Annotated in this window: 17 protein-coding genes and 1 tRNA gene; 11 read left to right on the plus strand and 7 right to left on the minus strand. The window is 34.3% G+C overall.

What is annotated here, in order from left to right; translation table 11 throughout:
- Window position 1 precedes the first annotated feature (1 nt).
- Window positions 2–1876, minus strand: a complete 1875-nt coding sequence (gene mnmG / locus AAGD89_RS06640; RefSeq protein WP_341808237.1) for a tRNA uridine-5-carboxymethylaminomethyl(34) synthesis enzyme MnmG — start codon at window positions 1874–1876, stop codon at window positions 2–4.
- Between the two features lie 187 nt (window positions 1877–2063).
- Here mnmG and AAGD89_RS06645 point away from each other — a divergent pair, with 187 nt between their 5' ends.
- The 9 genes from AAGD89_RS06645 to AAGD89_RS06685 all read left to right on the plus strand — a co-directional run bounded on the left by AAGD89_RS06645 (window position 2064) and on the right by AAGD89_RS06685 (window position 10016).
- On the plus strand, window positions 2064–3095 hold the full coding sequence (locus tag AAGD89_RS06645; RefSeq protein WP_341808943.1) for an extracellular solute-binding protein: 1032 nt from the start codon (window positions 2064–2066) through the stop codon (window positions 3093–3095).
- 141 nt (window positions 3096–3236) lie between these two features.
- The gene (locus AAGD89_RS06650) at window positions 3237–4262 is read left to right on the plus strand and encodes a hypothetical protein (RefSeq protein ID WP_341808238.1); all 1026 of its coding nucleotides are present in this window, start codon (window positions 3237–3239) and stop codon (window positions 4260–4262) included.
- A gap of 171 nt (window positions 4263–4433) precedes the next feature.
- Complete coding sequence (gene dnaG, locus AAGD89_RS06655; RefSeq protein ID WP_341808239.1) at window positions 4434–6185, plus strand: DNA primase; 1752 nt, start codon at window positions 4434–4436, stop codon at window positions 6183–6185.
- A gap of 98 nt (window positions 6186–6283) precedes the next feature.
- Entirely contained in the window at window positions 6284–6790 is a 507-nt protein-coding gene (locus AAGD89_RS06660; protein ID WP_341808240.1) for a Smr/MutS family protein, read from the plus strand.
- A 140-nt stretch (window positions 6791–6930) separates the two neighbouring features.
- Complete coding sequence (locus AAGD89_RS06665; protein ID WP_341808241.1) at window positions 6931–8043, plus strand: hypothetical protein; 1113 nt, start codon at window positions 6931–6933, stop codon at window positions 8041–8043.
- Window positions 8044–8294: 251 nt separating this feature from the next.
- Window positions 8295–8624, plus strand: coding sequence for a divalent-cation tolerance protein CutA (cutA, locus tag AAGD89_RS06670; protein WP_341808242.1), 330 nt, complete (start codon window positions 8295–8297; stop codon window positions 8622–8624).
- A 4-nt stretch (window positions 8625–8628) separates the two neighbouring features.
- A tRNA-Gln gene (locus AAGD89_RS06675) sits at window positions 8629–8703 on the plus strand.
- A gap of 339 nt (window positions 8704–9042) precedes the next feature.
- Window positions 9043–9213: a hypothetical protein gene (locus AAGD89_RS06680; RefSeq protein WP_341808243.1), complete on the plus strand. Its 171-nt coding sequence runs from the start codon at window positions 9043–9045 to the stop codon at window positions 9211–9213.
- 305 nt (window positions 9214–9518) lie between these two features.
- The gene (locus tag AAGD89_RS06685) at window positions 9519–10016 is read left to right on the plus strand and encodes a hypothetical protein (RefSeq protein ID WP_341808244.1); all 498 of its coding nucleotides are present in this window, start codon (window positions 9519–9521) and stop codon (window positions 10014–10016) included.
- A gap of 209 nt (window positions 10017–10225) precedes the next feature.
- Here AAGD89_RS06685 and AAGD89_RS06690 read toward each other — a convergent pair whose 3' ends face one another.
- The 3 genes from AAGD89_RS06690 to AAGD89_RS06700 all read right to left on the minus strand — a co-directional run bounded on the left by AAGD89_RS06690 (window position 10226) and on the right by AAGD89_RS06700 (window position 14078).
- Window positions 10226–10648: a helix-turn-helix transcriptional regulator gene (locus AAGD89_RS06690; RefSeq protein ID WP_341808245.1), complete on the minus strand. Its 423-nt coding sequence runs from the start codon at window positions 10646–10648 to the stop codon at window positions 10226–10228.
- A 141-nt stretch (window positions 10649–10789) separates the two neighbouring features.
- Window positions 10790–12763: an ankyrin repeat domain-containing protein gene (locus AAGD89_RS06695; RefSeq protein ID WP_341808246.1), complete on the minus strand. Its 1974-nt coding sequence runs from the start codon at window positions 12761–12763 to the stop codon at window positions 10790–10792.
- A 370-nt stretch (window positions 12764–13133) separates the two neighbouring features.
- Window positions 13134–14078 carry an IS110 family transposase gene (locus AAGD89_RS06700; protein ID WP_341808247.1) on the minus strand — a complete coding sequence of 315 codons (945 nt, stop codon included), beginning with the start codon at window positions 14076–14078 and terminating at the stop codon, window positions 13134–13136.
- A gap of 1094 nt (window positions 14079–15172) precedes the next feature.
- Here AAGD89_RS06700 and ltrA point away from each other — a divergent pair.
- On the plus strand, window positions 15173–16864 hold the full coding sequence (ltrA, locus tag AAGD89_RS06705; RefSeq protein WP_341808248.1) for a group II intron reverse transcriptase/maturase: 1692 nt from the start codon (window positions 15173–15175) through the stop codon (window positions 16862–16864).
- Between the two features lie 611 nt (window positions 16865–17475).
- Here the strand turns inward: ltrA and AAGD89_RS06710 are convergent.
- Genes AAGD89_RS06710 through AAGD89_RS06720 form a run of 3 tightly spaced genes read right to left on the minus strand, consistent with a single transcriptional unit; the run spans window position 17476 to window position 18994 of the window.
- Entirely contained in the window at window positions 17476–18279 is an 804-nt protein-coding gene (locus AAGD89_RS06710) for an enoyl-ACP reductase (protein WP_341808249.1), read from the minus strand.
- A gap of 59 nt (window positions 18280–18338) precedes the next feature.
- The gene (locus AAGD89_RS06715; protein ID WP_341808250.1) at window positions 18339–18668 is read right to left on the minus strand and encodes a hypothetical protein; all 330 of its coding nucleotides are present in this window, start codon (window positions 18666–18668) and stop codon (window positions 18339–18341) included.
- Window positions 18647–18994, minus strand: coding sequence for a hypothetical protein (locus AAGD89_RS06720; RefSeq protein WP_341808251.1), 348 nt, complete (start codon window positions 18992–18994; stop codon window positions 18647–18649). The genes AAGD89_RS06715 and AAGD89_RS06720 overlap by 22 nt, the downstream gene beginning before the upstream one ends.
- 141 nt (window positions 18995–19135) lie before the next feature.
- Here AAGD89_RS06720 and purM point away from each other — a divergent pair, with 141 nt between their 5' ends.
- Window positions 19136–20146 carry a phosphoribosylformylglycinamidine cyclo-ligase gene (gene purM / locus AAGD89_RS06725; RefSeq protein ID WP_341808252.1) on the plus strand — a complete coding sequence of 337 codons (1011 nt, stop codon included), beginning with the start codon at window positions 19136–19138 and terminating at the stop codon, window positions 20144–20146.
- Window positions 20147–20217: the final 71 nt, after the last annotated feature.

The raw sequence follows: 20217 nt of genomic DNA on the forward strand, positions 1-20217 counted from the left end.
TTCAATGAGCAACTTTTTTCTTGGCTTTCAAGTATACTAATATACTCACTATTGCAGCTGGAGTAACGCCTTGTATTTGCTTTGCAATTCCTATCGTACTTGGCTTTATTGTTTGCAGTTTTTCTATTACTTCGTTTGATAAGCCTTTGATTTGTGAATAATCAAAATTGATTGGAATTTGAGTGTTAATTTCCTCTTGTAAAAACTTCATATCTGCTTCTTGTCTTACTAGATATGGTTTGTATTTTGCTTCGATCTCGATTATTTCGTATATTTCACTTTGAATTGCATTCAACTCCGGCCATATTTGTTTTAATTTATTCCAGTCAATATTTGGATAGCTGAGCAGGTCCAGTGCTGTTTTTCTTATTCCATCATAAGATATTTTAATTCCATAAGAGCTGAGTTGCTCAGGAATAATTGTCAGACTCTTTAATTTTTCTTCAAGTTGATTAATAGACTTAAGTTTGCTCTGTAAAGTAGAGTATCTCTCATAGGGTACCAGTGAAATATCATAGCCTTTTTGTGTTAATCTTCTGTCAGCATTGTCTGACCTGATTGATAGCCTATATTCTGCACGCGACGTAAATAATCGATATGGCTCTGCGACTCCTTTAGTGACTAAATCATCTATCATCACGCCAATATAAGAATCTGTACGATGGAGAACAAAGTCTTTCCCCTTTCCAGATGCAGAAAGCGCTGCATTAATTCCTGCAATAATCCCCTGCCCTGCTGCCTCTTCATATCCAGTGGTACCGTTAATTTGGCCTGCAAAATAAAGACCCTTAATCTTTTTAGTTTCAAGAGTGTGATATAATTCTCTTGGATCGATATAATTATATTCAACTGCATATCCAGGTCTTAATATTTCTGCATTTTCAAGTCCTTTAATACTCCTTATCATTTCACACTGCACTTCAGTAGGCAATGAATTTGAAATTCCATTTGGGTATACAGTATCATCATCCAGCCCTTCCGGCTCCAAAAATATTTGGTGGCTGTTTTTTTCTGCAAACTTGTTAACTTTAACTTCAATAGATGGACAGTATCTTGGTGCAATAACATCACCTAAATATGAAGAAGCTGATCTGTGAAGGTTTTCTCTAATTATTCTATGTGTGTTTTCATTAGTGTAAGTAATGAAGCATGAGACCTGAGGTTGACTAATTTTTCCTGTTAAATAAGAAAATGGTAGTGGTGGATTATCACCCACTTGTTCTTGCAAGATTGACCAGTTTATAGTGTTACGATCAAGCCTTGGTGGAGTTCCAGTACGGAGCCTACCCAGTTTAAAGTCATATTTTTTTAATGTATTTGCAAGTTCTATCGCAGGCTTGTCACCCATTCTACCTGCAGGAGTTGTATCTTCCCCTATGTGAATCATACCTTGCAAAAAAGTTCCTGTAGTTAAAACAACTCTACCTGCAAATATATTCTCTCCTGAACTTGTTACAATTGCTTTTATGCAGGATTCCCCATTTTGATTATTGTCTATGAGAAAATCGTCAACTGACTCTTCTTTAACTGTAAGATTTCTATAATTTAGAATAATTTCCTGTATTGCTTGCTTGTATAATTTTCGGTCTGCCTGAGCACGTGGTCCCCACACTGCTGCACCTTTACTTTTGTTTAAAATCACCGAGTGTATGCTTGATTGATCGATTGCTTTTCCCATTATTCCATCCAAAGCATCAACTTCTCGCACCACAACACCTTTTGCAACTCCTCCGATTGCTGGATTGCATGACATTTCTCCGATAGTTGAAATTTTGTGAGTGATGAGAAGGGTTTTAGCACCAAGACGTGCCGCAGCCGCAGCCGCTTCACAACCTGCATGGCCACCACCTACTACTACCACATCATATTTATGCATACCTATCTAGATAATTATTACTGATTTAATGTTCTCAGTATAAACAATTAATGTCAAATTTTACAAATTAGGCCAGATATAGCTAACAAAGACTAACTGTACATCTAGCGTACTTAAAATGGATTTTATACTTGCCAAAATCATGCTATTTGAGTAGCTTTAACTAAAAGAAATTATTTTGTCCAATATGAAAAAAGCTTTTATTTTCACATCGTTCATAGCGATTATAATAGTAGTCATTACTTATTTGTATAAAAACAATGAAGCTAATGATTCACAAATAGTTAATGTCTATTCATCGCGTAAAGAAGAACTAGTGCGTACTTTATTTGATGAGTTCACAAAAAATACAGGTATCAAAGTACGTTATGTTATTGATGATTATTCACAATTACTCTCGCGCATGGAAAATGGCAGCGAAGCTGATTTATTTTTAACTGCAGATGCAGTAAACCTAATTTTAGCAAAAAAAAGAGGGCTTTTATCTCAAGTAGATTCGGAAGTCTTAAAAAGCGCTATACCCAAAAAATTTAGAGATAGTGAAGATTGTTGGTTTGGCCTCACAAAAAGAACCAGAATACTAGTATATAATAAAGCATTAGTGAATCCTAAAGACTTAAGTACTTATGAGGATTTAGCAAATGAAAAGTGGAAAGGAAAGATATTAGTACGTTCCTCTACAAGTCCATATAATCGAACATTAATTGCTTTTATGATTGCGAATGATGGTTTTGAAAAAACGAAAGAATGGGTTAGTGGAATTGTGAGTAATATGGCAAGAAAGCCAAGTGGCGGTGATACTGACCAAATTTACGCTGTAGCTGCAGGTGAAGGGAACGTTGCAATAGTAAATAGTTATTATTTTGCAAGAATCCTTTCATCAGAACATGAGAATAAAAAGAATGTTATAGACAAATTAGGAGCTTTTTTCCCTAATCAGACTGATAAAGGTGTAATGGTAAACGTTAGTGGCGCAGCAGTAATAAAAAATGCAAAAAACAGAGAGAATGCCATAGCGTTGCTGGAATTCTTGGTAAGCAAGCAGGCTCAAGAGCTGTATGCTAAGAAAAACCAAGAATACCCTGTAATTGAAGGCGTCGAAACTTCAGATATATTAAAATCTTGGGGAAGTTATTTACAAAGTGATTTGCCTCTAAGTGAACTTGAAAAGCACCTGTTCGAGGCTGTTATGATAGCAGATGAGTGTAAGTGGAAATAATTTAATATGATATCTTATGGCTTGTATTAAAAAGATTTGATCTTGCATAATCAAAGCAGATAGTAAATATGATTCAAGTTGAAAATAATATATTTTTTGTTATAATAAATACTTATTTAATTTTAATTGGTTACGGTTATGATGAGTGGTAAGTCTAAATATTTCACGAATAATTTTCAAGGTAATAATGTTGATTATGATACAATAAAGGCAGGATTACATGCTTATATTGGAGGTTTTGCTGGAAAGAGCGAAACAGAAATAGCACAGAAGATTAAAGAATACTGTCAAAAAAATGAAATTAAATTAAAAACAAATAAACAAAATTCTTTAAATAAAAGTACGCATACTACTAGAAGTACTAGTAGTAGCGCTAGTGGTAATGTTACTATTAATAAAGGGTTAAGTGTCTGGGATTATCTTTTATTATACAACCTTTTTGGTAATAAAACAACAATTATTAATAATCCTCCTGCTGCTGCATATAGTGCACCCCCACAAGAGAAGAAGGATAAATCTAAAGAAGGAAATGCAAATGGGGCTATTTTTCTTGTAGCGCTTTTTGTTATTACACATCTTGCCGTATGTGCAATTTATCACGAGTATTTTAAAAAAGAAGCAGAAAAATCTGGTAAATCAATTGATTATTTAGCAAATTGTCAGCTTGGCCTAGCAATATTTCAATTAGCATTTGGATTGGCAAGCCTTGTTGCAGCTGGAGTATTTTTAGATCAAAGTGAAATTTTCTTTCCACTTTTAATCAATACCTTTATATGCTTAGGTTCGGCTTACCTTTTTTATCGCGAACGTAATAATACGCTTAAAACTGAAGTTAAGCCTTACATGGAGCTAGCAAAATTACTTATAGATGATGAACACCGAGAAAGTAAGCGAACAAGGCCATCTACTGGTCATCCAAGTGCCACCCCTGATGGATCATCACCTACTTGTCCTCAAGGTCATCCAGATGCTTCTCATTACGAGCCACCACCTCCTTACTCTCCTCCTTCTGGTTACGGTACTTTTAATGCACAACAACCATATCATTCAACTGATCAACATCCAAGCGCTCCTCCAGCTTACGATAATCAATCATGTGTTGGCCCTAACCCTTTTAGTCAAGTGAGTTATGCTGATGTTGTAATAAATAGCCAAAAGAAGCTTTAGTCAATCTACTGGTAGCTATATCTGCGCTTCCGTCATCCCGCTGCTTGTTAGCGGGATCTATTAGATATCGCGAATGAATCGCGGTATGACGTTGGAAACACTTTTTGTGTTAGCTATACATAATCAGCTAAATTTTGTATGCTCTTTATATCTCTATAATTAATCCCATAAATGGACCATATAGATATTATAAAATCAAAGTTGTTATTATCTGATATAGTAGGCAAAAAAGTCAGATTAACAAAAAGAGGGGACAGTTTTGTTGGGCTGTGCCCATTTCATCATGAAAAAACTCCATCTTTTTCAGTGAGTAACACTAAAGGGTTATATTACTGTTTTGGTTGCTCTGCTTATGGTGATGCATTTGAATTTATTTCACAAACTGAAGGTCTAAGTTTTAAAGAAGCAGTGGAAAAATTAGCACCGGTTGCAGGCGTTGAACTACCTAAGGATCTTAATATTACAAAAGAAAATGATAAACTATTTTCAACACTGCACTTAGCGACGAATTGGTTTTCACAAAAAAAACAAAGCGTTTTGAATTATTTAAAGCAGCGCAAAATCTCACCTGAAATTATCAGTAAGTTTAAAATAGGTTACGCGCCAAGCTCTGGCTTAAAAGAGTATTTGAACTCTGCTGGTATTAAAGACAACACTTTGATTGATATTGGGTTAATAAATAAAAATTTTCGCGATTATTTTTACGATCGGCTGATATTTCCTATACATAATATTACAGGGAAAGTGATTGGTTTTGGTGGGCGTGCGCTCAGCTCTGAGCAACAGCCAAAATATTTAAACAGCCCAGAAAGTCAGCTCTTCAAAAAGAAGGAGAACTTATATGGGTTGAATTTTGCCTTGAGTGAAATACGCAAAAAACAGCATATCTTTGTTGTTGAAGGGTATATGGACGTGATAGCACTACATCAAGCAGGAATTAGTAACACTGTTGCGCCGCTTGGTACCGCAATTTCTGCAGAACAGATAAAACACCTCTGGAAATTTGCTAAAGAAATATCCATCTGTATGGACGGTGATAGTGCTGGATATAATGCTGCTACCAGAGTTGCTGTACTAGTTCTACCAATATTAGAACCTGGATACACGTTGAAGTTTGTGACTTTGCCAAATAGCAAAGATCCATATGATGTATGTAATGAGCTGGATTATAAAAAAGAAGATGTGCTCACTGCACTTGATTATTCAACAAAATTGCATTCTGAATATTTATGGCACCACATAATCAGCAACAGTTTGCAGAACTACGACAAACCTTCTCCGGAAAGAGATTCAGTTCTTGAAAATAAATTCATAGAATATGTGGATGCTATAAGTAACAATAACATTGGAAGGTATTACAGAGATTATTTTTACAATAAGGCTTATGAATTAAGAAGGGATTTTAAAACGCAGGCTTTTAGTAATCAAGCTAGAAGAGCAAAAGGTGATTATCTTCACAACAAATCCCCAGAACTCATTGAGGCAGAGCAAAATCAGGCTATAATTTTACGTATAGCCATTGAATTCCCTGAGATCTTGAACCATCCTATATCTTTTGAACAATTTTCCAACTTCGAATTTACTAATCAAGAGAAAAAAAAATTACAACAACGTATGGTTGACACAATAAGCAAGGACATAAAACTGAATCAAGAGGTTTTATTTCAACAATTTGAACACGCTAACCTTATAAAGTATATAATAGAAAAAACTAGCATATTAAACAGCCAATTAAAAGATAGAAAGTCTGCAGAAGTCATGTGGAATAATATAGTGCTGCTAAAAGAGTTAAATTCACTACACAAAGAAAAAGTTGAAGCAAGATTGAGTGGTAATTTTGACTTAGAGGAAAGATTAATGGAACAGATAAAGCAAATAGAAAATGATATGCAAGAAATGCAAATGCAATTTATTCAAAAGTAGACCATAAGATGTACAGAATAAGTGTTGAAAGCGTCAGAAACATAATTTTACTATATTTGGATATTGCTGTAAAATTATATACTTCAATTGATGCGTTTATGCAGGATGATGAATTAGATTGGCAAAAAAATGTCAAGCCACTAGAGTGTGGGAAGGTTACTTTAAAAATTGATCATAAAATAAATATAAAACCTGTGATTAGCAAAGGAGCTTTTATTTTACAAGAAAATCTACTTAATACTAATTATCCACCTTGCCTCGACTATAATACAAAATCAAAAATTGATAAGGGTAAATATTTTATAAGTGATAGATTAGATTTACACGGTTATAATGTAGAGGATGCTTATTATAAACTGATAGATTTTGTCGTTAAAAACTATCAAGCAGGCAATAGATGTTTATTGGTAATTACTGGATATGGTAGCGCGACAAATAAAGCAGGGACTATAAGAAATAATTTATATAAGTGGTTAAGTGACATAAAAATTCAGCATATGGTTCTATATCATCAACAAGCCAAAAAAGAGCATGGCGGCAAAGGAGCTTTTTATGTTTTATTGAGAAGAAACAGAGGTGAATTCGTAGAATTCACCAAAGTATGAATAGTAGTAAATCTACCTTAAGCTTATCTAAGTCCCTTTCAAAATCTCCTGTCAACTGTTTCTTAGATTACATTAAAACTTATAGACTTTCTATTAAAATAATATATAATTAATTATTAAGTTAACGTAGGAGAAAGATTATGCTAACACCAATAGAAAAAGCTTTAGAAATATTAGGATTGCCTAAAAATAGCAATCCAAATCGAGATGAAATTCTCGCAGTACAGAGGGAATTAAAGCAAGAATTGCCTAAAGAAACAAATAAAAAATTAGAGGGCACGAGGGATGAGGAAGGTCGACGCCTTATCCTTGAAGAAGAGAAAAGAGAAGTTAACAGGATAGAAAGTGCGGGTGTTATTCTTCAGTGGCAACTTTCAAGACAAGTTACTAAGCTTTATGATAAAGATTTAAATAAAATTGATACCAAAGAAAAATTATCAGAGCTTTTAAAATGTGCTATTTCATATAAAGATGTGAATTTTTTAGAAAAATTACTTTCTAAATTTAAGAGCGGTGAAGGTGAAGAGTTTGGTGATTATATTAACACAAAGCTTTCTTATGGTTCTTCGCCATTATATCAGGCTTGTAGAGGTGGTCGTCCTGATATTGTAAAATTACTTTTAAAACATAAAGCAAATCCCAAATTGCTATCAACTAAACAAATTAAGCTTTTATTGTGTAGTCGCAAAACTAAAGAAGAATTCATTAACGAAATTTATGATGATTTTTTTTATTCAACGACTGATGGCAAAAACACAAAAGAAGATGAAATTGAGTTCAAAGAGCAATTGAGAGTTATTTTGAGTGATCGATATTCTGATAGTGGCACTAAAAAAGATTACATTAAGATTAAAAAGCTACTGCTACAATATGGTGCAGATCCTAAAGAAATAGAAAAAACGTTTAATTATGGCGCTACTGATCTGATTAGTGGACCGTTTTTACCATGGAGTGGTAATAATGAAATAAAGAGAACGGTGATCAGGTATGGAGCTGTTGATAGCAATTACACTGTATTCAATATAGCATCTGCTGTTACTTGTTCTCTTTTAACAGTCAGATTTGCAATTTTAGGTGCTTCATCTTCTCCTTGGTTTTTTATAGGAGCAGCGGCTTTTATAATACCAGCATCAATATCCATATGTAACGTTCTGAACGCTTCTATCGGGTATATTTCGCCAACCGAACCTTCTCCTAAATTTACTGAAGCTAAAGCTGAAAGTGGAAAAGCAGCAGTCCTAGAGCAGGCCTAGAAGGTGACATACCCCGAGGTGGTGATTAAATCGCACCACCTTGAAATATTTTGGGAATATCATATTGATTGTGTTTTTATGAAATTGAGCACCAGTGATTTCCTATCAAAAATAGGGCAAGGAAAAATATCTCTTTCTTTAAATCTTTCCGCCCAAGCTCTCACGGGCTGAAATGACGGGAATCTTATCTATTTTCTCTTGATGAGTAATTCTCGGTAAACTATAATAGCTACGGATTTATGTGACTGCAAATGAGCAAGTTAGTTTTGATTTACATAATTTTTTCGAATTTTGAAGAGGCTAAGGCCATTTCTGAAGAATTGTTAAATGAAAAGCTCGTTGTATGTATAAACATATTTCCTGAGATACATTCGATGTATCTTTGGAAAGACAAAATTAATAACAGCTCTGAAATAGTAGCAATTATGAAAAGCAGAAGTGATCAAGTTGATAAAGTTATAGAAAAAATCGAAGCAATGCATTCTTATAATCAGCCTGCTGTTCTTATTATACCAATTGAAAAAGCAAATAAGTCTTTTACTAATTGGGCTAATAATGTTATTGATGTGCGTAGTATTTAGCAATTGGGGTGTAGCCAAGTGGTAAGGCAGCGGTTTTTGATACCGCCACGCGAAGGTTCGAATCCTTCCACCCCAGCCACGTTGTTTCATGAACTTATCTATACCAAATCTAGCATAGCCCTAAAACCCGCGCCATTGTCCTACTTTCCCCCAATATACTTTAGCCACATGGGGTGATTTTCTTTCCGTAATCTATTAATAGTGCTTTCATAATGCATACTTTACGGAAAATGTTCTCAGCGTATTGTATCTTTTTTGCCCTTTTTTGAGAAAATTAAAAGTAAATAAGTAAATAAAAGAATTTAAGATAGCGCTAAAAGGAATGTTTCTTTTAAAAAATATTTTATTCAAAAAAAATGTTGCTTTGTAAATGAATTTGGTTACCATAAAATGCTAAATTGAGTATATCTATATAAGTATGGTTTTATGCGATGACGAATTGTTCCATATTGTAAAAAAGGTTGGGGAATTTATTAGCAAAGGTAGTATTGAAAATAATAACCTAACTCTTCTAGTCTTAACCGCTGAATATGGTCATCTAGATATAGCAAGGTATATTCTGGATAAAGCTCTAAGGTTATGGAGATGATATTCTACATAATATTATTTGTTGTTACTTTAATTATTTTTGATAGAGCAATGTAAAACAATGATTAGAGAAGAAATTGATGTTACTGCAAGAACTCCTATGAGTAATAATCAGACAGTTGATGAAGAAGTTTCTTAAACCGAGGATCACACAACAATTCCCGGATAACAAAGTTTTTATAATGCAACCGATGATAGCCAACAAGCAGAGATCGAAGGTAAGTAAAAAACCAGAGATTTTACTACAGATAGCCGCAGTAGACACTGTGGAAGTTCGTCATTCACAAGAAACTGATGAGAATGTGCTTGCCAAAAAGAAAAGAAGGCGATACTATAAATGGCATAGAGATTCCAGAGGAGGATGAAATGGGTATACATAGTAAAAGTCAAGCACAAAAAGAGAGAGTAAAAGAATCTCGGGTAGGGCGAAAGAAAAATGAACAAAAAGCAGAAGGGCAATTTTTAAGGACACATGTTGGTGATGATTATGGTCAACGGGTAGAAACTGAAGAAAATGGTTCTCAGAGCAATGGTGGACAAACTAGTAATCCAAATAAAAATAACACTGCTTTACAAAGTAGAAAAAAAAGCAAATTGCCTACTATAGCTATTTCAACATTAATAGTGGCTGCACTTGCTTCAGTTGCTTTCTCAATTTATTTTGACGTGCTAGCTATGGGAATAGCAGTTGCAGCTTGTTGTCTGGTTGTTGCTACAATTATATACTGCTGTAGACCTGAAAATTCAGTTGAAAACGATAAGGTTGAGGAAGTTGAACCTGATGTTAGACAAGCACTTACATAAATAAGTATTGTAGCTTATTATTTAAAAATTACTATAATTATATTAATTATTGGTGAGTAGAAACTTGGTAAACTACGAAGAAGTATTCTTAAACAAGATAAAAAATATAAAGATAAGGTTTAAATTTCTTTTCTAAAAATACTCATTTGATATGAAATGACACACCATCTGGACTAAAAGAGCTGCTTTATACAGAAAGTGTCTAAGATTTATTGTGATGAGGATAAGGACCTGACCAGTGAACGAACTGCTTTGCGTGATTCTTGACTCTTAATTTCCTTATATTCTCTAACTAATTCTAATATTTCTCTACTGCTTTCGTCATCCTTATGCTCAAAATTACTCTCTTCATGTAGCGCTGTTGGTAAATTTTCATGTGAAGGAAATAAAGCTACAACATCAACTGACAGTACTTCTGCTATAGCCTGTAACATTTGAGCTGAAATGCTATTTTTTCCAGATTCATATTTTTGTATTTGCTGGAATGATACACCAACTTTATTTCCCAAGTCTCCTTGAGTCAGTCCTCTAACCAGCCTAAATTCTTTTATTTTTCTTCCAATTTTAGGACAACCGGTATCGGTTCTTTCCCCTGTACAGGAAGAGTCATTTTTCACATCTGTAATAGTCATTTTTTTTAGCCTCGTTTAAGATATCACAACTATAATAAACCAAAACTGTAATATAAAAAGATATTGCTTTAATGACTTTAAAATTTTATTAATTTTCTTGCTAAATATCAAAGTGTGAAGAATAGATGCTACGGAGTGAGACTAGGAAACATTCTGTCTTGAGCTGTCCATTAAAGATTTTATTTTCTCACACTTTTTATCTAATTCTTGGTATTTGCTTGCATAATCCAAAATACACTCAAAATGGGAATTAACATCCAGAGTTGCATCTTCTACAGCCTTTTCTAACAAATCTAGAGCTTTACTTAAAATTTCTTTTTCCTTACCTTGTTTTTGTAGCTTTAACCTCATTGCCTGTTGTACTGGTCTGTAAATGTTTACTGCATCTTGTCTTGCTCTTGCATTAACTACTGAATACCGTGTAAGTAAACAAATAACATCCCATTCTGGATTTAAAAAAAATCTTTCTGGAACACTATAAGGAGCGAGGTAAGCCATAATCTTTAAAATATCTAATGCTTCTTGTCCCTCTCCCTCGTATTTTATTGTTTCAATTGCCACTTCCAAAGTTCTATATATCGTTTTAGTGTAACAATCACCTTCATTAGGCTCTGTTGTTTTTTCGTATTCTTCTAAAGAATCACTAAAATCAGACTTTTTGTAACCTTTAATAAGCCTTGCTGTTGCATTTCTATCTTTGATATATGGTACTGCTTGCCTCAGAGCTAGTGGATAATACTGCAGTTTTCCTGCTAACTCTTTTATATCCTTATCTTGTATATCATTTTCTATTTTTAAGAACTTTTTGATAAATGCCATAGCTTCTTTATCAGTAAATACGTCTAATGGCAATAGTTCTATACTTTCCAATTTCTGGTTACAAGAAGTAATAAGAACATCAGGCTCCTTATCATCAGGGAGTGAAGAAAAAGATGATGGTAAAAACTCTTTGATATCCTTATACTGTCCAGCATTATCAAAGATAAAAAGACCTTTTATAATGCGAAAGTACTTGTATATATCATTTACAATAGATTTTATATCCCTTACCTTTCCGCCTCTTTTTTCTCTAAGAGGCATTTTTAATGCTTCTGCTAATCTCTGAAACGATTTCTTGAGGCTTTCTTGCGTTTCAGCATTTATCCATACAATATTACTACTGTAATCCTGTTCATAGTCATAAACATACTTTCTTGCCAATTCACTTTTGCCTATTCCACCTAAGCCAATAATAGCAGTAGTTTTGCTTTGTAATTTATCATGTAAAGCTTTTAATTCATTATCTCTACCAGTAAAAGATGGCACTGGTGCCTTCATATTACACCAAACTATACCTTTGTCATCAGCCCCTTTTTCTACAAGGTATTTTGCTACATCCAATTTACCATTGTAAGCAGCTAAGTGTAAAGGAGTATACCTAAAACCAAACTCCTTGACATTAAAATCAGCATTTTTCTCATCAATAAGGTATTTTACTGTATCTAGGTGACCGTGCTTAGCAGCTACGTATAAAGGGGTCCACCCATAATCGTCCTTAGTATTAGGATCAGCTCCATTAGCAATACACTCTTTTACCATATCAAGATTGCCTTCTTTTGCAGCATCAAGTAATTTGTGGTTATGCATAATGATATTATTATTTTCTATAGCTATATCTAAAACTGTTTTTCCTTTATAGGTATAGGTTTTTATATTAAAGCCTGGTTTCTTTGCTATAAAATATTTTATTACATCTAAATGACCTCTGCCAGCAGCATAAATTAAAGAACTGAGACCATTTTCGTATTTAACATTGAAGTCAGCGTTCTTTTCATCTATCAAGTATTTTATTACATTTAAATGACCAGCACAAATAGCCCAATGTACAGTAGTATTGCCACAATTGGACTTTACAGTAAAATCAGCTTTTTTGTCATCGATCAGGTATTCAACTATATCTAGGTAGCCATTTACAGCAGCTATGTGTAAAGGAGTAAATCCATAACTATCCTTGAGAGTAAAATCAGCATTCTCTTCATCTATATGATATTTTACTACATCCAAGATACCTCTTCGAACAGCAGAATGTAATGAGTAATGTTCATTTATATCAATTGATTTGATTTCCTTTTTCATACTATCCTCCATCTCATTTACTAATAGAATTTAGGTGTTTTATTACATTACGGTTTGCTGCAATATCAAGAGCAGTCATGCCATCATTGTTTTTTGCATTAATTGCAGCACCACAACTTACAATCAACTATGTTTTTTAAAATTTTTTGAATTTAGTCTTATTACAACTTTTGTTTATAATTTTGTATTCTTATTCAATTGAAAAATGTATTTTTGACAATAAAAACCCTAATTTATCATAGAAAAATTTTATATCAAACAACAGTTACTGCTTAGATCTTGTGATTAACGAATATGTGCATAAGTACTTAAAATGTGTGGGGACGTACTTACACACATATTCGTTAACCTATTTTCTATGCAGATTTTTTTAATTCACATTAACTGCTTCTTTAAGCCTCGCATTGGCAATTACTATGATTTTTCGCATTAGAGCTGTTATAGCCACCATCTTCTTTTTACCTCTACCAATAAGATCAGAGTAAAAAGCACCAAGCGCAGATTTGGATCTTGCGGCAGCCATTGCAGCCGTAAAAAGCTTTGCACGAACATTGCTTCTACCACCTGTTATCCTTCGGTAACCAATAGTTTTACCACTTTCTTTTGGATGCGGGGCAACTCCAGCAAGACTTGCAACTTCTTTTTTGTTTAAGTAGCCAAGTTCTGGCATCAAGCATACAAAATCTTGAGATAACTTGATACCTATTCCTGGTACCGTTCTAAGGATTTTTTGGCGCTTTTGTAACTCTGGATTTTCATCAATAATTTTTTGCATGGTATCGTTGAGCTCATTTATCTGACTGTTAAAAAAGTCGATTGTTTTTTGGCAACTTTCTTTTATATGGTCGTTTTCAGGTGCTGCAAGCCTACATTTCTCTTGAGCTCTCATTTGCGTAATGTCATCACGGCGTTGACAAAGTGCAACTAAGGCTGTTTGTTCTTTTGACATAGGCACAAATAGAGATAGAGTACTATAGCGTTCACATCCATATTGAGCAAGAGCTCTTGCATCTGATTGATCAGACTTTGCTAAAGTTCCATGAGATATGACAAAGCTTTTTACTTTGCGAGTATTAGCTCGATGTACAGCAACATCCTTATCAACAAGAAAATGTGCTAAACCAAGCTCATATTTTCCAGTGTTTTCCAGAGTTACTAAAGAATTAGGTAAGATATTTGAAAAATCTTGAAACAATTGTTGCCAACCAGCGGCATTATTATCAAACTTGATAATGTTCTTTTGGTTGTGAGCTGCAGCAACATTTTTAAATTTTCCTATATCAATTCCAATAAAATTTTGATAAGATGTAATCATAATAACCTCGATAGTTTAATTAATTTAAGATTGTAAACGGGTGCATACATATGTCCCATGCAACTATTCAAACGTATCGAGAGATAGGGCTAGTGTACCTTGATCTGAACGGCTGTAATACCAATTATTGGTCGGTCGCACACGCCCGTGATAGCCCTATTCCTATAGTTAGTAGGGTTATCCTCTCTCTTGTTTCTTTTATATCATATTTTTAACTTACAATTATTGAAGATAAGTACATAAGGATTCAGTCACAACTCACAATCGCGTCTGCTGAAATGGATCATGCTGCACATAAAAATATAAAACGCCTACAACAAGAAGCTCAGGCTACGATTGAATATAATCAAAAAGCAATAGACAATTTTTGTCACATATTTTCTATAAATAACTAGATTTTTATTCTCTTTCCTTTGAAGCTAATAAAATATATTATAAACTAATTCTAATATATTAAGTATTTTTATACTTTCGCTTAAATATTAAAAAATAAGCTCATTTTTCATAAAACAAAACACTCGCAAAGATCGCTTTTTCCGTATATATTCAATCAAAGCATGCATGCCAAGTAAACAATAAATTAGTGCGGTTCCGATGTCGTGAAATCGTGATGGTTAAATTCCATCCACCATAACATCTGGTTGAAATCGTTACCCACATTTTAAGGAATTGGCAACCCCTTAGGATGCAAGCATGGGTAAAAAGGGAGTAATATCTAATCTTGTGATAAATCCCTCCCAAGAAGAGTTAGATATGGTTACGAGAGAAACTTATGTCTGAATTGTCGTAATGTTTATATGCGAAATAAGGTTGATACGTATAGACCAATAAGGTACGGAAAAATGGATGATTAGAGTTAATTAGTCTAATCAAGATGTTTCCGATTTCCCGGCAAATAGTAAGGACCTAAGTCTAACGCGAAACGGTTTTATGGAACGGAGTAACCACATGGAAGCTCTTACTTATTCTTTATAAGGATAATTAAGTAGGTAGCCAACCGCAAGCTTCTGTGTGGAGGGATTGTCTAAGAAGCTAATGCCTAAGGTAATGCTTAGGATACGCAGACGTAGACACTGTATTTGGAGGGTAAAGTTGTGAATAGTAGTGAATATGTTATGGGCCAACTAAATGTTAGGTATGAATGGGACACAATTCCTTGGCGTAAGCTAGAGAAATATGTGTTCAAGCTACAAAAACGAATTTACCGAGCTTCTAAAAGTAATGATATCAAAAAGGTGCACAACCTTCAGAGACTATTACTCAGATCAACAAGTGCTAAATTGCTATCTGTTAGAAGAGTAACTCGGGATAACAGGGGTAAGAAGACTGCAGGAATTGATGGAAAAGCTAACCTTAAGGAAAAAGAAAGACTGCAATTAGCATATTCTTTAGATATAAAGGAAAAAGCCAAACCATCAAGACGTGTTTGGATTTTGAAGCCTGGAAAAGCTGAGAAAAGGCCGTTAGGCATACCCACTATTTCAGAGCGGGCGAAACAGACACTTGTTACTAAGGCACTAGAACCAGAATGGGAAGCTAAATTTGAGCCAAACACGTATGGTTTTAGACCAGGTCGATCTTGTCATGATGCAATTGAAGCCATATTTCAAATATTCAGAAGAAAGACAGCATTTGTTTTAGATGCCGATATATCTGGATTCTATGATAATATTAACCATAATGCGTTGCTGAAAAAACTCAATACCACACCAAATCTAAGGAAAATCATAAAAGGATGGTTGAGAGCAGGTGTTATGGAAAATGAAATATTTAAACCAACTGAAAGCGGTACAATCCAAGGAGGAACAATTTCTCCTTTACTGGCTTGTATTGCTTTATATGGTTTAGAAGAACATTTGAAGGATTCAATTGCAAGAGATATACAAAGTACATTCAAGAAAAATAGACAGGGTAAGACTTACAGAGAAGTAATTAAAAGATCTATTAGCGTAATAACTTACGCCGATGATTTTGTGGTATTACATAAAGATGAGGAAGTTATCCGTAAGGCAGAAATTCTAATTAAAGAATGGTTAAAAACTATCGGATTAGAATTAAAGCCATCAAAAACGCAAATTTCCCACTTGTTAAACCCTCTTAAGAACAAAAAACCAGGTTTCGACTTTCTTGGATTTACAATACGACAATATCCCAAAAAACAATATAAGAGAGGATATACGTTGCTAACTAAACCAAGCCGTAACTCAATTAAGAAGCATACACTGGTTATTAAAAATGAGATCAGAAGGATGCGTGGAGCACCTCAAGAAGCAGTAATAAAAACCCTTAGCCCTATTATTAGAGGATGGTGTAATTATTACTCTTCAGGAGTATCAAGCAAAACTTTTGGTTTATTGGATAGTATCATGTTTAGAATGCTTTGGAGATGGGCGGTACGTAAACATCCAAATAAGGGAAGATGCTGGATAAGGAAAATGTACTTTAGAAAGTATAAAAACGACAATTGGAGGTTTATGACAAGCAATGGAATATATCTTATCAAATACGCAGACCATGCTATTAAGCGGCATGTCAAAGTGATTGGATCCAAATCCCCATATGATGGAGATTGGGTATATTGGGGTAAACGTTTAAGTAAGGTATCAGACAAGCCATCACGAGTAATAAAGCTTCTGAAAATGCAAAAAGGTAGATGTGATTATTGTAAATTATATTTTAGATCTGATGACGTTATAGAAGTACATCACCGGGACGAAAATAGAAGCAATAACAACATTAAGAATTTAGCCATGATGCATGGACACTGCCATGATTGCTTACATTAAAAGTATGTATGACAAACACCAAATTACAGAGGAGCCGGATGATGGGCAAACTATCAAGTCCGGTTCTGAAGTCAAGGGGAGAAGGGTGACTTTCTCTCCTTAGATAACAAACTGAATAACTCAGCCCCTTCGCTCCATTTCCATTACAGAAACTTCTTTACTACTACGAGCTGATCCGCCCCTGTTTTCCGTATCGGTACTCTCACCCTTGGAGTTTAGCTCCTTGGATTTCTCCCTTATCATCGAAACGACAGGTTCCCGTAGTTCCACACAATAGCCTGAAATAGATTCATGCCACCTCTATGCCGGACGCCATCTACCCAGTAAACAAGTTCCTGATAGACTTATCCCAGGTTAATCAAGACCCCCTGGTTTTGACGCCACCTAATTGTTTTCGACACTTCATCAGTGGTTCACTTTCGTTCATCTTTCTATTCCATACATGACGCATAATTACGCCTTTTCCATAATGCTCACTACCTTGGCTCTTTACCAAAGCAGCTTATGGTTGTTTGAAGCCTGCCCTTGTAAACCGGCTTCGAGGGGCCCACCCTCATCTATTGCGTAGCTTTTGCACTTAGTTTGCTCTTTTCAGAACATTCTTTGTGTCTCTATGGCACACCTTGATCAACAACCTTCATCCCAACAACATTATATCCTGAGTCGACGTGTAAAATTTCCCCGGTAGTGCCACTGCTTAAGTCGCTTAGTAGATATAGAGCTGCTTTTCCTACATCTTCAATTGTTGTATTGCGTCTCAAGGGAGAGTTGTTTCTATTCCACTCTGAGATGAAGTGAAAATCACTTATGCCGGAGGATGCTAATGTTCTGATAGGACCAGCAGAAATGGCATTTACTCTGATATTTTGTGGTCCTAAGTCGCATGCTAAATATTTTACACTTGCTTCAAGTGCAGCTTTACAGAGACCCATAACATTATAGTTTGGTATAACTTTTTCAGCACCATAGTAAGATAAAGTAAGCAGACTACCGCCATTTGGCATAATCTTTTCAGCTCTTTGTGCTAAAGCGGTAAAAGAATAGCATGATATATGCATTGCATTTAGGAAATTATTTAGTGAAGTGTTAACATATTTGCCCTTTAATTCTTCCTTGTCAGAAAATGCTATTGCATGCACTAAAAAGTCGATAGTGCCCCATTCTTTTTTTATTGTATTAAAAGCTTCATCTATTGTTTCTTCATTTGAAACATTACACTTGAGTAGAAGCTTTTCGTCAACTTGAAGCTCATCTGCTATAGGTAATAATTTTTCTTTTATTGTTTCATTCTGATAAGTAATAGCAAATTTTGCTCCATACTCTGAGAGAGTTTTCGCTATGCCGTACGCTATTGACCTCTTATTTATTAGTCCAGTTATTAATCCTTTTTTGCCTTGCAATAGATTTGTTATCATAGGATTATCTACGTTATTGAATATAATTTGAGATATGAACCGGATAAAGTCAAGTGACTTCAAGTTATAGCTAAAGCTATTTTCAGAAAATTATTTTCACAAATACAATCCATTTTAGCATTATAATGTTCTAACAATAAGAAGGTCATATAAATATTAATATTTTTTGTATCTAAGTCGATTGCAATTTTTTTCGTTAATTTATCTACTAACGACCTACTGAGTTGCTTATGTTCATTAGAAATTTTTATAGTAACTAGTGTTTGAGTTTCCATTTGTCTCAATAAAACAGACACTTGTTCAACTTCCGCCACAGCGCTAGATATGGTTAGCACCATACTAGAAATTATTTTATTTATCTTTTCGATTAGATCATTGTCCAGATCCATAGAATATGAGGTGTTTGTATTCCATGTGAGTTGTATTTTTTTTTTAGTAAATAATTTTCGATATTTGATTTAGTCTGTCCAAAGCTACTATTATCTGCTGAAGAAGAATATGCCTGTTTCATTACTTTATATTTAGACATTAAATCATCGAAACTTTCTTTAAGTAATGACAATGCGTCCTTTTGGGCATCAGCATCATCCTCATCACCTGTTTCAAACTCTTCTAAGCCGAAAATTATTCCATTCATAGAGTTAGCAAAGTCATGAAGCAGACGCCCCGATAACAACTCCATTATTAATAGTGTGTTTTTGATATTTTCGTTCATTTGATAATTATAAATGATGACAAAATTTAAGTTACCCTATATCGGTAGGCATATGATAGTCAATTGCTAGAAAGTATCGTTGCATTTTTTGCACCAAGGCATTAATATAGCATTAATAATTATAAAATTTATAAAAAGGTTATGAGCACTTATGCCAAATCAGGAATAGATCTTGAGTTATATAACAAACTAATAAAAGAAATCAAGCCTGTTGCTCAAGAAACCATTAGGGAAGAAGTGATAAGCGAAGTAGGCACATTTTCTGCGTTATTTGATTTTGCTGAATTAAGTAAAAAGTACGATCATCCCGTTCTTGTTTCCTCAACTGATGGAGTAGGCACAAAATTATTAATAGCCCAAGAAGTAAACAAACATGATACTATAGGTATAGATTTGGTTGCAATGTGTGTAAATGATTTACTTGCGCAAGGAGCAACACCTTTATTTTTCCTTGATTATTTTGCAACAGGGATTTTAAGTAAAGACGTGTTATTATCTGTGGTACGCAGTATTGCAGATGGATGCAAGCAAGCTAAAATAGCTTTGGTTGGTGGAGAAACTGCCGAAATGCCTGGAATGTATGGTAATAATCACTATGACCTTGCTGGTTTTGTGGTTGGTGTAGTAGATAAAAAACAAATCCTTCCAAACTGCAACTCCATGAAAGCAGGTGATTACATAGTTGGCTTAGAATCAAATGGAATCCACTCAAATGGATTTACTTTAGTGCGTCATATCTTCAAAAACTTGGATATAAATTATAACGACCCATCTCCATGGAATAACAAATCTTGGGGAGCAGTATTGCTCGAGCCAACAAAAATATATGTTGATTCTCTATTACCCATAATGCAAAAGGTAAAAGGCATCGCACATATAACAGGTGGAGGGTTGGTAGACAATATTCCGCGAATTCTTCCTGAGGGTTTATTTTCAGACATAGATATCAATTCCTGGGAATGGCCTGAAATATTTTTATGGCTGGCAAAGGAAGGTAAAGTGGAGAAAAAAGAGATGCTCAAAACATTCAATTGTGGCATTGGTATGGCGCTTATTGTAGATCCTGAAAATATGAAAGATCTAGAGGATCACTTCAAAAAACGTGGAGAAAAAATTGAGGTTATAGGAAAGCTTAATAGCAAAGTTGCCTAATCTAAAGAGCGGTGTTTAAGTAAACTTTCAGTAAATATTATTTTTTAGCGTATCCATTCGCTCCATTGGCT

Origin of the sequence: Wolbachia endosymbiont (group E) of Neria commutata (assembly GCF_964026735.1) — a bacterium.
Classification (GTDB): Bacteria; Pseudomonadota; Alphaproteobacteria; order Rickettsiales; family Anaplasmataceae; genus Wolbachia.

Bases quoted from the DNA above. Each gene is read 5' to 3' on its own strand.
- AAGD89_RS06690 (WP_341808245.1), bottom strand. From the start codon at position 10,648: ATGACTATTACAGATGTGAAAAATGACTCTTCCTGTACAGGGGAAAGA.
- cutA (WP_341808242.1), top strand. From the start codon at position 8,295: ATGAGCAAGTTAGTTTTGATTTACATAATTTTTTCGAATTTTGAAGAG.
- purM (WP_341808252.1), top strand. From the start codon at position 19,136: ATGAGCACTTATGCCAAATCAGGAATAGATCTTGAGTTATATAACAAA.
- AAGD89_RS06680 (WP_341808243.1), top strand. From the start codon at position 9,043: ATGGTTTTATGCGATGACGAATTGTTCCATATTGTAAAAAAGGTTGGG.
- AAGD89_RS06665 (WP_341808241.1), top strand. From the start codon at position 6,931: ATGCTAACACCAATAGAAAAAGCTTTAGAAATATTAGGATTGCCTAAA.
- AAGD89_RS06650 (WP_341808238.1), top strand. From the start codon at position 3,237: ATGAGTGGTAAGTCTAAATATTTCACGAATAATTTTCAAGGTAATAAT.
- AAGD89_RS06710 (WP_341808249.1), bottom strand. From the start codon at position 18,279: ATGATAACAAATCTATTGCAAGGCAAAAAAGGATTAATAACTGGACTA.
- AAGD89_RS06720 (WP_341808251.1), bottom strand. From the start codon at position 18,994: ATGAACGAAAATATCAAAAACACACTATTAATAATGGAGTTGTTATCG.
- AAGD89_RS06645 (WP_341808943.1), top strand. From the start codon at position 2,064: ATGAAAAAAGCTTTTATTTTCACATCGTTCATAGCGATTATAATAGTA.
- AAGD89_RS06715 (WP_341808250.1), bottom strand. From the start codon at position 18,668: ATGGATCTGGACAATGATCTAATCGAAAAGATAAATAAAATAATTTCT.
- AAGD89_RS06695 (WP_341808246.1), bottom strand. From the start codon at position 12,763: ATGAAAAAGGAAATCAAATCAATTGATATAAATGAACATTACTCATTA.
- mnmG (WP_341808237.1), bottom strand. From the start codon at position 1,876: ATGCATAAATATGATGTGGTAGTAGTAGGTGGTGGCCATGCAGGTTGT.
- dnaG (WP_341808239.1), top strand. From the start codon at position 4,434: ATGGACCATATAGATATTATAAAATCAAAGTTGTTATTATCTGATATA.
- AAGD89_RS06660 (WP_341808240.1), top strand. From the start codon at position 6,284: ATGCAGGATGATGAATTAGATTGGCAAAAAAATGTCAAGCCACTAGAG.
- AAGD89_RS06700 (WP_341808247.1), bottom strand. From the start codon at position 14,078: ATGATTACATCTTATCAAAATTTTATTGGAATTGATATAGGAAAATTT.